Annotated in this window: 11 protein-coding genes; 9 read left to right on the top strand and 2 right to left on the bottom strand. The window is 70.4% G+C overall.

All coding sequences use genetic code 11. From position 1 onward, the window contains the following. Positions 1-8 precede the first annotated feature (8 nt). Positions 9-386 (bottom strand): hypothetical protein, encoded by a 378-nt coding sequence (locus OG417_RS43495; protein ID WP_329242120.1) that lies wholly within the window; start codon positions 384-386, stop codon positions 9-11. 201 nt (positions 387-587) lie between these two features. On the opposite strand from OG417_RS43495, the gene OG417_RS43490 reads away from it, so the two are divergent. The 9 genes from OG417_RS43490 (at position 588) to OG417_RS43450 (ending at position 11,067) form a co-directional block, all read left to right on the top strand. After that, the gene (locus tag OG417_RS43490; RefSeq protein ID WP_329242117.1) at positions 588-2,570 is read left to right on the top strand and encodes a thioredoxin domain-containing protein; all 1,983 of its coding nucleotides are present in this window, start codon (positions 588-590) and stop codon (positions 2,568-2,570) included. Between the two features lie 247 nt (positions 2,571-2,817). Continuing rightward, positions 2,818-3,987: a C40 family peptidase gene (locus OG417_RS43485; protein ID WP_329242115.1), complete on the top strand. Its 1,170-nt coding sequence runs from the start codon at positions 2,818-2,820 to the stop codon at positions 3,985-3,987. A 159-nt stretch (positions 3,988-4,146) separates the two neighbouring features. Beyond that, a complete protein-coding gene (locus OG417_RS43480) occupies positions 4,147-4,668 on the top strand; it encodes a hypothetical protein (protein WP_329242112.1) in 522 nt (173 codons plus the stop codon). Between the two features lie 231 nt (positions 4,669-4,899). After that, positions 4,900-6,435, top strand: a complete 1,536-nt coding sequence (locus OG417_RS43475; protein WP_329242109.1) for a phosphoenolpyruvate carboxykinase — start codon at positions 4,900-4,902, stop codon at positions 6,433-6,435. Between the two features lie 196 nt (positions 6,436-6,631). After that, positions 6,632-7,393, top strand: a complete 762-nt coding sequence (locus OG417_RS43470) for an isoprenyl transferase (RefSeq protein WP_329242106.1) — start codon at positions 6,632-6,634, stop codon at positions 7,391-7,393. Positions 7,394-7,513: 120 nt separating this feature from the next. Next, a complete protein-coding gene (locus OG417_RS43465; protein ID WP_329242102.1) occupies positions 7,514-8,821 on the top strand; it encodes a PhoH family protein in 1,308 nt (435 codons plus the stop codon). Between the two features lie 421 nt (positions 8,822-9,242). After that, a complete protein-coding gene (locus OG417_RS43460) occupies positions 9,243-10,295 on the top strand; it encodes a hypothetical protein (RefSeq protein WP_329242100.1) in 1,053 nt (350 codons plus the stop codon). Positions 10,296-10,309: 14 nt separating this feature from the next. After that, complete coding sequence (locus OG417_RS43455) at positions 10,310-10,546, top strand: hypothetical protein (RefSeq protein WP_329242098.1); 237 nt, start codon at positions 10,310-10,312, stop codon at positions 10,544-10,546. A gap of 65 nt (positions 10,547-10,611) precedes the next feature. Further along, positions 10,612-11,067 carry a lytic transglycosylase domain-containing protein gene (locus tag OG417_RS43450; protein WP_329242095.1) on the top strand — a complete coding sequence of 152 codons (456 nt, stop codon included), beginning with the start codon at positions 10,612-10,614 and terminating at the stop codon, positions 11,065-11,067. A gap of 31 nt (positions 11,068-11,098) precedes the next feature. Here the strand turns inward: OG417_RS43450 and OG417_RS43445 are convergent, their stop codons facing one another. Then, the gene (locus OG417_RS43445; protein WP_329242093.1) at positions 11,099-12,499 is read right to left on the bottom strand and encodes a class II fumarate hydratase; all 1,401 of its coding nucleotides are present in this window, start codon (positions 12,497-12,499) and stop codon (positions 11,099-11,101) included. Positions 12,500-12,527: the final 28 nt, after the last annotated feature.

Raw genomic sequence — 12,527 nt, 5'->3', positions numbered from 1 at the left:
ACGGACGCTCAGAACGTGATGTTGCCGTGGATGTCGCGCGCCTGCAGGACGTTGCCGTGCACCTCACCGCTCATCGAGTTGGTCACGTCGCCGCTCCCGGCGATGGTCTGCTCGGCGGCGGCCACCCAGTGGCGCAGCTGGGCGGCGGCCCGCGGGTCGCGGCTGGAATCGTCCACGAGCGCCTGCGCGAGGGCGTGGATCGCGTCGGGGTCACCCGGCCGCTCGCCCAGGCGCTTCACCGCCTCGACGGACGCCGTGTTGCGGCCGAAGAGACGTCGGACGGTCGAGGTCAGCGACTGCCACAACTGTTCGCCGGCCTTTTCCGTGGTGCCGTTGAAGATCTTCGACAAGAGCGAGACCAGCGCCGAGACCGAAATCAGATCCACTATCCACACTCCGCCCTTGATGACTCCTGTGCATAGATTAGTTCGCTTGACCCGCGCATCCGCGGAAATCGCGGTGGGCAATTGCGGCCGGTGCCCCGCCGGGCCGGCGTACGACGGCCACTACGGTGGAACCATGGGCCGCAACGGTGAGGGCCCGAGCACGGCACCAGCGCAGATAACCGGCAAGATCCCGGAGAGCCGATGAACCGGTTGAAGGACGCCACCAGCCCGTACCTGCTGCAGCACGCCGGCAACCCCGTGCACTGGTTCCCCTGGGGTGATGACGCCTTCGAGGAGGCCCGGCGCAGAGACGTCCCGATCCTGCTCTCGGTCGGCTACAGCGCCTGTCACTGGTGCCACGTCATGGCGCACGAGTCGTTCGAGGACGCCGCGACGGCGCGGATGATGAACGACCTGTTCGTCAGCGTCAAGGTGGACCGCGAGGAGCGCCCCGACGTCGACGCCGTCTACATGGAGGCCACCCAGGCGATGACGGGCCAGGGCGGCTGGCCGATGACCGTGTTCATGACGCCGTCGGGCGAGCCGTTCTACTGCGGCACCTACTTCCCTCGTGCGCACTTCCAGCAGCTCCTCCAGGCCGTCTCCCAGACGTGGCGCGAGCGGCGCGACGACGTCCTCGCGCAGGGCCAGAAGGTCGTCGGCGCGCTGAGCGGCACGGCCGGCCTCGGGGGCGGCGCCGTCCCGTCGGAGGAGGTCCCGGCCGCCGCCGTACGCGGGCTCGCCGAGGGGTACGACCGGGCGCACGGCGGGTTCGGCACGGCGCCGAAGTTCCCGCCGTCGATGGTGCTGGAGTTCCTGCTGCGCCACGCCGCGCGGCGCGGCGAGGGGCGGGAGACGGCCCTGGAGATGACGAACGCCACGCTCACGGCGATGGCGCGAGGCGGCATCTACGACCAGCTCGGCGGCGGCTTCGCCCGCTACTCCGTGGACGCCGCCTGGGTCGTGCCGCACTTCGAGAAGATGCTGTATGACAACGCCCTGCTCGCCCGCGTCTACGCGCACTGGTGGCGGCTCACCGGCGCCGACGAGGGCCGGCGGATCGCCCTGGAGACCTGCGACTGGATGCTCGGCGACCTGCGGACCGCCCAGGGCGGGCTGGCCAGTGCCCTCGACGCCGACAGCGAGACGCCGGAGGGCACGCACGAGGAGGGCGCCTACTACGTCTGGACCCCCGAGCAGCTCACCGAGGTCCTCGGCGCCGACGACGGCGCGTACGCCGCGGAGCTGTTCGAGGTCACCGGCACGTTCGAGCACGGCACCTCGGTCCTGCAGCTCCCGCGCCCGCCGGAGGACCGTGAGCGGTACTCCCGGGTGCGCGCGGCACTGTGCGCGGCCCGTGCCCGGCGCGTCCCGCCGGGACGGGACGACAAGGTCGTGGCCGCCTGGAACGGCCTGGCGATCGCGGCGCTCGCCGAGTGCGGGGCGTACTTCGACCGGCCCGACCTGGTCGAGGCCGCGGTCGGGGCCGCGCGGTTGCTGCGCGACGTCCACTGGCGCGACGGGCGGCTGCGGCGCACCTCCCGTGCGGGGAGGGCCGGCGACAACGCGGGCGTGCTGGAGGACTACGCCGACCTGGCCGAGGGGCTCATCACGCTGTACGGCGTGACCGGCGACGCGGCGCACGCGGAGTTCGCCGGCGAGCTGCTCGACGTCGTGCTCGACCGGTTCGCCGACGGCCAGGGCGGGTTCTTCGACACGGCCGACGACGCCGAGCGCCTGTGGAAGCGTCCCCAGGACCCGACCGACAACGCGACGCCGTCCGGTCAGTTCGCCGCGGCCGGGGCGCTGCTGTCGTACGCGGCGCTCACCGGCTCGGCACGGCACCGCGACGCGGCCGCCGCCGCGCTCGCCCCGGTGGTGCCGCTCGCCGAGCGGCACGCGCGGTTCGCCGGCTGGGGCCTGGCCGTCGTGGAGGCGCTGCTCGCCGGTCCCCTCGAGGTCGCGGTCATCGGCCCGGCCGACGACCCGCGCACCCGTGACCTGCACCGCACGGCCCTGCTGAGCCCGGTGCCCGCCGTCGTGGCGACCGGTGGCGGCGTCCCGCTGACGGAGGGCCGCACGCCCGTCGACGGCCGCCCCGCGGCGTACGTGTGCCGGGAGTTCACCTGCCGCATGCCGGTCACCGAGACCGCCGCACTCGAGAACGAGCTGACGGCAGGCTGAATTCGGTCACTGCGGACATTCATTTCCTAACGCTGCGTCCGCCCCGAAAGGCCGCTCATTGGAATTTCTGTCAACATAGGCGCCGAACGGTCTTGATCTTTCAGTTATCGGGGTGTTACCTCAATGGCGGGCGCCTGTACGCGCGATGCGGCCGGGCGGAGACGAGTGGTCCATACGGTGCATGGGTAGACGACCGTTGCCCGGTGGGCCATAGTCGTACGACACAGCGGGGATGAGGAGGGGTGCTGTGCGCTGGCCGAGCCGCCGCCGCATGCTGCCGACGGTCATTGGCGTCACACTCGTCACCACGGTCGCCGCGGACATCGCGGTCGTCGTCGCACGTGACCAGAGCGGCACCACGGCCGGACCGGCCGACGAACGTCTCGTGGCCGCGGCCGACCCCGCGGGCTACACGCCCGGCGCGGTCTCCGCGCTGCGGAAGGAGATCGTCCCCCACGTCCTCGTCGCCTCCGAGCAGACCATCCCCGCGGCGTACGTCGAGGCGGTCCGGCACGTGAAGGGCGTCAAGGCCGTCGAGGTGGTCGACGCGGCCCGCGCGTTCGTCGCCGGCAAGCGCGTCGGCGTGATGGGCGTCGAGCCCTCGACCTTCCGCGCGTACACGCCCGAGGCCAGCGCCAAGTCCGACGCGCTGTGGCGCAACATCTCCGGCGGCGACGTCGCCATCTCCTTCACGATGGGCAAGGACGGCGGCGTCCCGCTCGCCTCCTGGACCCAGATCGGCGGCACCGACCACAAGACCGCGGTGCGCGTCGGCGCGTACGCCACGATGGGCATCGGCCAGGTCGACGCGGTCGTCTCGCACGCCACCGCGCGCTCCATCGGCATGCCGTCCGGCAACGCGCTGCTCGTCAGCGCGCCGCACACCGACGTCGCGAAGCTCCGCAAGGCGCTCGCCAAGGTGCTGCCGCACGGCGCGAAGACCGCGGCGCTGGAGTCGCGGTACGACGGCACGAGCGCGCCGGGCAGCGCGCCGAACGGCAGGGTCATGACCGCGCCCCAGGTCAACACGGTCATCCGGGCGGCCGAGTCGAAGATCGGCATGCCGTACGTCTGGGGCGGCGAGTCCGACGCGGAGGGCGGCTACGACTGCTCCGGGCTCGTGCAGTACGCCTTCGCGAAGGCCGGCATCCGGATGCCGCGCACCGCCGACATCCAGGCGTTCACCGGCTGGCGGCTGCCCTTCAGCCAGGCGCAGCCGGGCGACCTGCTCACCTGGAAGAACGACCCGACCTTCAACGGCGTTTCGCACATCGCCATCTACCTCGGCAACAACAAGATGGTCGTCGCGCCGCACACCGGCACCGACGTGCAGATCCAGACGGTCTACATGACCAACTTCTGGGGCGCGATCCGGGTCAACCCGCAACTCGCCGCCCGCAAGGCCGGCGGCGCCTGAGCGAGGTCCTCCCTCCCTGACAGTTCAACCGGCCGCGGCCGAGTGTCCGTGGCCGGTCCCCGCGAGCCGTTCGTCCGTCGTCGCCTCGTCGCCCTGCGGGGCACCCGTGCCCTCGACCTCGTGCTGGCCGGTTCGGCGTTAGTGTGTAATCATGATTACATGACTACGAACGATGGGCTGGAGAAGCTGCGCGGGTGGTTCACGGGGCGGCTTCCGGACGAATGGTTCGAGGGCGCTCCCGAGGTCGTGCTGGACCGCGAGGAGATCAGCGTGATCGGCCGGCTGGCCGAGCCGAAGGCGGCCGACGGCGCCTCCGCGGCCGAACGCTCCGGCGTCATCGCTGGCCACGTGCAGCGCTTCCGCGAGGACACGCGTGAGCGCCGCGTCGACATCGCCCGCGAGGCCGAGCACCGGTTCGGCCGCAAGGTCTCCTGGGGCGTCCGCTGCGGGGACGAGACGACGATGTTCACCCAGCTGTCCGTGCCGGTGATGACGCGGCTGCGGCAGTCGGAGCGCAGAGTGCTGGACACGCTCGTGGACGCGGGCGTGGCGCGGAGCCGCAGCGACGCCCTGGCGTGGTGCGTGCGCCTGGTCGGCAAGAACGCCGACGACTGGCTGGCCGAGCTCCGCGACGCCCTGCAGCACGTCGAGCGGGCGCGCGCCGCCGGCCCCCAGGTGTGAGCATGCCCGGCCGCTAAAACGTGCCGGCAACACAACCGAAACAAATGAGAATCGCGAAACAGGTCTAATCCATAGGTCTAATCCAAAGGTCTATGCCAAAGGTCTAAACCAATAACACGAAAGCGTTCTCGCTAAACCGGCCCCGGCCATGTTATAAATCGTTCCTCCGGGTACACTCGGAAAAACCCCTGGTCATTCAGCCGAGGGGCGTCCCGGCTTGAAGGAGCGATCGTGGCGTACGAAGTCAAGGCCAGTTCCGTGGAGTGGAACCCCGGCCCGGAGCGACTACGTGAACTCACCGAGAAGATGCCCAACTCGTCGGTCACGGAGTTCGCCAACGTCGTGGTGAAGACGAGGGTCGACAGTCGCAGCGCCAAGTCGACCTACATCGTCGAGGACTCGACCAACACCACCAAGCAGACCATCACGCGGGCCGAGTACGACCGCGTCGCGGCCGCACAGGAGGCCTACCTCGCCCGGCAGGACGTGGTCGTCGTCGACGGCTACATCGGCAGCGACCCGGAGTTCCGCACCCGGGCGCGCCTCGTCATCGAGGCCTCGAACGCCAACATCGCGGGGATGCAGCAGCAGCTCTACTACCCGGCCGGGGAGGACTACGACCCGGCGACGTGGGACCCGCACACGACGGTCGTCTACACGCCGAACCTGCCGATGGAGGGCTACCCGAACGACCGCCTCATCGCCGTCGACCTCAATTCCAACATCACGCGCGTCTTCAATTCGGACTACTTCGGTGAGTCCAAGAAAGGCGGCCTGCGAATGTGGAACAACATCGTCTACAAGCGCGGCGGTCTTTCTTTGCACGCGGGCTGCAAGGTCATTCCGGTGGGCGGCGAGAACAAGACCGTGTTGATCGTCGGGCTCTCCGGAACCGGCAAGACCACGACGACTTTCACCACCCAGCTCGGTAGTAAGCCGGTGCAGGACGACTTCATCGCGCTGATGCCGCAGGGGCGCGTTTACACCACCGAGAACGGCTGCTTCGCCAAGACCTTCGGCCTCGACCCGGAGTTCGAGCCGACGATCTACCACGCGACGACCAAGCCGGACGCCTACCTGGAGAACGTCTCCGTCGACGAGAACGGCAAGGTCGACTTCTTCGACACGTCGTACACCAAGAACGGGCGTACGACCTGGCCGTTCAAGTACGTCGACCCGTGGCCGGCCGACCAGGTGGAGCCCGCGGAGTTCCTGCTGATCCTCAACCGCAACGAGAACATCGTCCCGGGCGTGGCGCGCCTGGACCGCGCGCAGGCCGCGGCGTACTTCATGCTCGGCGAGACCACGGGCACCAGCGCCGGCGGCAAGGACGAGGAGGGCAAGTTCCTCCGCGTGCCCGGCACCAACCCGTTCTTCCCGCGCGACATGGCCGACATGGGCAACCGCATGCTCGAACTGCTCGACGGCCACGAGATGCGGGTGTTCGTGCTCAACACCGGCCGCGTCGGCGGCGGCGAGGGCGACGACCGCAGCAAGAAGGTGAAGATCCCGCACTCGTCGGCGATCGTGCAGGCCATCGTGGAGGACACCATCGAGTGGGAGCAGGACCCCGACTTCGGCTACGAGGTCGCGTCCTCCCTGCCGGGCATCGACGACATGGACATCCTGCAGCCCCGGCGGCTGTACGAGCGGCAGGGCCGCCTCGACGAGTACAACGCGATGGTGCAGCGGATGAAGACCGAGCGGCGTGAGTACCTGGCGTCGTTCCGCGGCCTCGACGAGGCGATCCTGAAGTCCATCCGCTGACCGCGCCGGCCGGAGACGCGCTGAGACGCGTTGAGAGGCACCCTCATCCGTTGAGGGTGCCTCTCAACGTGTCCGGCGAGGCTGGTGGGTACCTGGGGGTTTTCCGGCAGTTCATCCGTACGGGCCCCGCATGCGGAGCTGAGCGCGATAATTGACTGCTCACACCATGGCGCGGAACTGGGAGTAGGTGCGGCTCATGAGCCTGCGGGACCTTGTCTACAAGCTGTACGAACGACGGCTTGAGGCGAGGCTGAACCCCGACGCGAACCCGCGCCACATCGGTGTCATCCTCGACGGCAACCGGCGGTGGGCCCGCTCGATGGGCATCGCCGACATCAACACCGGCCACCAGCGCGGCGCCGACAAGATCTCCGAGCTGCTCCAGTGGTCGCAGGAGACGGGCGTGGAAGTGGTCACGCTGTGGCTGCTGTCCACCGACAACCTCGGCCGGCCCGCCGCCGAGCTGGAGCCCCTCCTGGAGATCATCGAGAACACCGTCGAGGACCTCGCCGCGCAGGGGTGGCACGTCAAGCCGGTCGGCGCGCTCGACCTCCTCCCCGACAAGACGGCGCGTGTCCTGAAACATGCCGAAGAAAGCACATCCGATGCCCCCGGCCTGATTGTGAACGTCGCAGTTGGGTATGGAGGTAGACGTGAGATCGCTGATGCGGTGCGCTCACTCCTGCACGAACAGGCGAGCAGGGGCACCAGCATCGAGGAACTCGCCGAGGTCCTCGACGTCGAGCACATTGCCGAGCATCTCTACACCCGTGGCCAGCCCGACCCGGATCTCGTCATCCGCACGTCGGGAGAGCAGCGCCTTTCCGGCTTCATGCTCTGGCAGAGCGCCCACTCGGAGTTCTACTTCTGCGAGGCCTTCTGGCCTGACTTCCGCAAGGTCGACTTCCTGCGGGCGATTCGCGCCTACGCCGCGAGACATCGTCGCTACGGCTCCTGAACCACCTGGTCGGCTCTTCTCTGCCGGGTGGGACGGCGGCTCCGGCGTCGAAACAGGTCCCCCCGAGGAAAGGACGCCTCCTCAGGCGGTCCGCCTGGGCAGGTGCCCGAAGGAGAACGAGTGGCCAGATCAGCCGCCACCCGGCGCACGTACGTCCTCGACACCAGTGTCCTGCTGGCCGACCCGGGAGCGCTGACCCGGTTCGCCGAACACGAGGTCGTACTCCCGATCGTCGTGATAACCGAGCTCGAGGCCAAGCGTCACCACCCCGAGCTGGGCTACTTCGCCCGCGCCGCGCTGCGGACGCTCGACGACCTCCGGCTCGCGCACGGTCGGCTCGACGAACCCCTGCCCATCGGCGACGAGGGTGGAACGGTCCGGGTCGAGCTCAACCACAACGACCCCTCGGTGCTGCCGGCCGGGTTCCGGCTCGGCGACAACGACACGCGCATCCTCTCGGTGGCGCGGTCGCTGTCCCAGGAGGGGCACGACGTCGTTCTCGTCTCCAAGGACCTGCCGCTGCGGGTCAAGGCGGCCTCCGTCGGGCTGACGGCGGAGGAGTACCGCGCCGAGAAGGTGGTCGAGACCGGGCACACCGGCATGGCCGAACTCGAGGTGTCCGCCGAGCAACTGGAGCGGCTGTACGACGCGGGCCAGATCGAGCTGGACGAGGCACGGGACCTGCTCTGCCACACCGGCCTGCGGCTGCTCTCCGGCGGAGGCTCCGCCCTCGGCCGGGTCATGCCCGACAAGTCCGTACGCCTGGTCCGCGGCGACCGTGAGGTCTTCGGCCTCCACGGCCGGTCGGCGGAGCAGCGCGTCGCCCTCGACCTGCTGACCGACGAGGACATCGGCATCATCTCGCTCGGTGGCCGGGCCGGCACGGGCAAGTCCGCGCTGGCCCTGTGCGCCGGCCTGGACGCCGTGCTCGAGCGGCGCCGGCACCGCAAGGTCGTGGTGTTCCGCCCGCTGTACGCGGTCGGCGGCCAGGAGCTCGGCTATCTGCCCGGCACCGAGAACGAGAAGATGTCGCCGTGGGGCCAGGCGGTGTACGACACGCTCTCGGCGATCACCACCCCGGAGGTCATCGAGGAGGTCCTCGACCGCGGCATGCTGGAGGTCCTCCCGCTGACCCACATCCGCGGCCGCTCGCTGCACGACTCCTTCGTGATCGTCGACGAGGCGCAGTCTCTCGAACGCGGGGTGCTGCTCACCGTGCTGTCGCGGATCGGCGCGGGCTCGCGCGTCGTGCTCACCCACGACATCGCACAGCGTGACAACCTGCGGGTGGGACGGCATGACGGTGTCGTCGCGGTGGTCGAGAAGCTCAAGGGTCACCCGCTGTTCGCGCACGTCACCCTGACCAGGTCCGAACGCTCGCCGATCGCCGCCCTCGTGACCGACACGCTCGGCGACGTCGGCGTCTGATCCGTCCCGTACGCGACCCCTCGGCACCTCCGGGAGCCGGGGGGTTTTCGTCACGCTGCGAAGTCGCCGAGCGGTTTCCGGTAATTATGTGACCAAAGTCACAGTGTATGGGAGAAAGCTTGGAAAGTGCTGATAGTCGGGTTAATTGAGCGCTCTGTTCCTAAAGTGACATGGTTCGACGTGAGATCAGTCACGGCATTCCGGTTGCGGGGTACCCCCCGTCTTCGTGCAGTCTTGGGCGCCGTAAGCACTCCAGTGGGACAGCCCCCCGGTCCCGGCGTTCACCCCCCGCCGTACGCCGTCACGGAGGGCGTGCCCCACCCAGGGAATCGACGGCCGCGCCGAGCGCGTCCGCGCCGGTTCCTGGAGTGAGGACATTCGCACGTGTGCCCATGCGCGTGCGACCTTCGGAAGGACCGCCTTGTACGGAGACCAATTCAGGTCACCCGGACGAGACGATCGACAGGACGGCGCCACCCCCCAGCCGGCGCCGTGGGAGACCGGCAGCGGCCCGGCTCCGGCGCCGCACGACGACCTCAAGGTCGCCGGCGCCCCGCTCAGCGCACCCTCCGCCCAGGACGACGGCGCGTACGAGACGCCGTCGTACGAGACGCCCTCGTACGACACCGGTGCCTACGACACGACCGCCTACGCCCACGACGCGTCCGACGGCAACCCCACCGCCGCGTACGACCCCATGGGCCAGGCGTCCGACAACACGGCGCACGACATCCCCGTGTACCAGCCGGAGTACGAGCCGGAGCCCATGGCCACGTCGGCCATGCCGCCCTACGGCGGCCCCGGGGCGGACCCGGCGCCCGACTTCGAGGACATGCGGCGCAGTCCCAGCGCGAGCAACAAGCGGCTGATCCGGTTCGCCGCGGTCGCCGCGGCCGTCGCCGTGGTCGGCGGCGGAGGCGTCGCCTGGGCGGTGACCGGCGGCTCATCGAGCAAGCACAGCAACCCTCCGCAGGTGCAGGCCCAGGCCCCGGCCCCCGCGCCGCTGACCGACGCGCAGCGGGCGGACGCCGAGAAGCGGCGCCAGAAGGAGCTGAAGAAGCGCGCCTCCCGCGCCGCCCGCGATCAGGTGGTCCGGCCGAAGCTCATGGCCAAGGGCACGCCCCCGCCGAAGCCGAAGCCGAAGACCCCCAGCGCGGGCGACCCGGTGCCGGCGAGCGAGGCGCAGCGCATCGCGCGCTCGCTGCTGCCGAGCTACGGGTGGAGCCCGAGCTCGCAGTTCGGCTGCCTGGTCAACCTGTGGAACCGCGAGAGCGGCTGGAACGTCCACGCCGCCAACCCGTCCGGGGCGTACGGCATCCCGCAGGCCAAGCCGGGCTCGAAGATGGCCAGCGCCGGGCCCGACTGGCAGAACAACGCCACCACCCAGATCAAGTGGGGCCTCGGCTACATCAAGGACCGGTACAGCACCCCCTGCGGGGCCTGGTCGCACTCCCAGTCCACCGGTTGGTACTAAGGCCCGGGTCCATCGTGGTTCACAACTCCATACGTCGTTCCGCTCTGCCGAAGGCCGTCGCCGTGCTGGCCGGCCTCGGCGTCGCGGCCGGACTGGCTCTGGCGGCGCCCGCACGCGCGGCGTCGCCGAGCACGGCCGCGGCGCGGATCGTCGCGGCACGGCACCACAAGAAGCCCGGCACCGGCCACCGGCGTCACCACGTCACGCGCCAGGGGCAACGTAACGGCGCGGCGGCCGCAAAGAACCGGTAACGGCCCGGCACGGATGCCGCCCGCGCGGGTGTCGCCCCGCCGGGCCCGCGGACAGTTTCCTGGCTGTGCATCGATACATCATCCGGATCGCGGCGGCCATCGGCTGCGCCGTCACGGTGGGCCCCTGGGCGCCCGGCCGTACGGCGACGGCGGAGGTCCGCGCCGACCATGACTCCGCACACGACTCCGGGCGCGTCGAGGCCCTGGAGATCTCGGCGCCTCTGCGGAACCGGTTGCTCGCCGTGGCGCTCATGACCCCGCGCGGCTGGTCCGACCGGCAGTGGCGCTGTCTGGACCGGCTGTGGACGCGCGAGAGCAACTGGAACCACCTGGCCCGCAACCGGTCGTCCGGGGCGTACGGCATCCCGCAGGCCAAGCCGGGATCGAAGATGGCCAGCGCCGGCGACGACTGGCGCAGCAGCGCGGCGACGCAGATCAAGTGGGGGCTCGCCTACATCGCCCGCCGGTACGGCACCCCGTGCGCCGCCTGGGACCACGCCGAAGCCGCGGGCTGGTACTGACGCAGGTCGTGAACCTCTCGGAGCGCGGGCCTCAGGACCCGCTCGGCCGGGTCATCGCGAGCGTGTCCAGCGCGGCGTCGAGCTGTTCGAGCGTCAGGTCGCCGCGGTCGACGTACCCGGCGTCGAGCACGACCTCGCGGATGGTCCGGCGCTCGGCGAGCGCCCGCTTGGCCACCTTCGCGGCCTCCTCGTAGCCGATGTAGCGGGTGAGCGGCGTGACGATGGCCGTGGACGACGCGGCGTACTCCCGGCCGCGCTCGGCGTCGGCCTCGATCCCGTCGACGCACTTGTCGGCGAGGACGCGGGAGACGGCGGTCAGCAGCCGCAGCGACTCCAGCAGGTTGCGGGCCATCATCGGCATCATCACGTTGAGCTCGAACGTGCCCGCCGTGCCGCCGTAGGCGATGGCGGCGTCGTTGCCGATGACCTGCGCGCCGACCTGGCACACCGCCTCGGGGATGACCGGGTTCACCTTGCCCGGCATGATCGAGGAGCCCGGCTGGAGCTCGGGCAGGCGGACCTCGGCCAGGCCGGCCCGCGGACCGGAGTTCATCAGGCGCAGGTCATTGGCGATCTTGATGAGGCCGGCCGCGATCGTCCGCAGCACCCCGCTGGTCTCCACGAGGGCGTCGCGCGCGCCCTGCGCCTCGAAGTGGTTGCGCGCCTCGGTGAGCGGCAGGCCCGTGTCGCGCGCCAGCTCGGCGATGACCCGCTCGGCGAAGCCGGCCGGCGTGTTGACGCCCGTCCCGACCGCGGTGCCGCCCAGCGGCAGCTCGGCCAGGCGCGGCAGGGCGGCCTCGAGACGCTCCACGCCGTAGGCGACCTGGGCGGCGTACCCGCCGAACTCCTGGCCGAGCGTGACCGGTGTGGCGTCCATCAGGTGGGTGCGGCCGGCCTTGACGACGGAGGCGAACTCCCCGGCCTTGCGCGTCAGCGCGTCCGCGAGGTGCCGGAGCGCGGGGATCAGCTCGTCCACCACGAGACCGGTGGCGGCCGTGTGGATCGAGGTGGGGAAGACGTCGTTGGAGGACTGGGAGGCGTTGACGTGGTCGTTCGGGTGGACGGGACGGCCGAGCCGCTCCTGGGCGAGCGTCGCGATGACCTCGTTGGCGTTCATGTTCGACGACGTCCCGGAGCCGGTCTGGAACACGTCGACCGGGAAGTGCTCGTCGTACTCACCGTCGGCGACGGCGAGCGCGGCCTTCTCGACGGCGTCCGCCATGTCCGGTTCGAGGACGCCGAGCTCGGCGTTGACCCGCGCCGCCGCGGCCTTGATCCGGGCGAGCGCCGCGATCTGCGCGCGCTCCAGCCGCTGACCCGAGATGGGGAAGTTCTCCACGGCCCGCTGCGTCTGCGCCCGCCACTTGGCCCACGACGGGAGGCGGACCTCTCCCATGGAGTCGTGCTCGACCCGGTGTTCCTGCTCGGACATGTGACGCCTCCCGGAACGTTGTGCCGAC

It is taken from the genome of Actinoallomurus sp. NBC_01490 (assembly GCF_036227085.1).
Classification (GTDB): Bacteria; Actinomycetota; Actinomycetes; order Streptosporangiales; family Streptosporangiaceae; genus Actinoallomurus; species Actinoallomurus oryzae.
Note: the sequence above shows the minus strand (reverse complement) of the source record. Positions and strands in the feature narration are given on the sequence as shown.

Bases quoted from the DNA above. Each gene is read 5' to 3' on its own strand.
- OG417_RS43490 (WP_329242117.1), top strand. From the start codon at position 588: ATGAACCGGTTGAAGGACGCCACCAGCCCGTACCTGCTGCAGCACGCC.
- OG417_RS43480 (WP_329242112.1), top strand. From the start codon at position 4,147: ATGACTACGAACGATGGGCTGGAGAAGCTGCGCGGGTGGTTCACGGGG.
- OG417_RS43470 (WP_329242106.1), top strand. From the start codon at position 6,632: ATGAGCCTGCGGGACCTTGTCTACAAGCTGTACGAACGACGGCTTGAG.
- OG417_RS43445 (WP_329242093.1), bottom strand. From the start codon at position 12,499: ATGTCCGAGCAGGAACACCGGGTCGAGCACGACTCCATGGGAGAGGTC.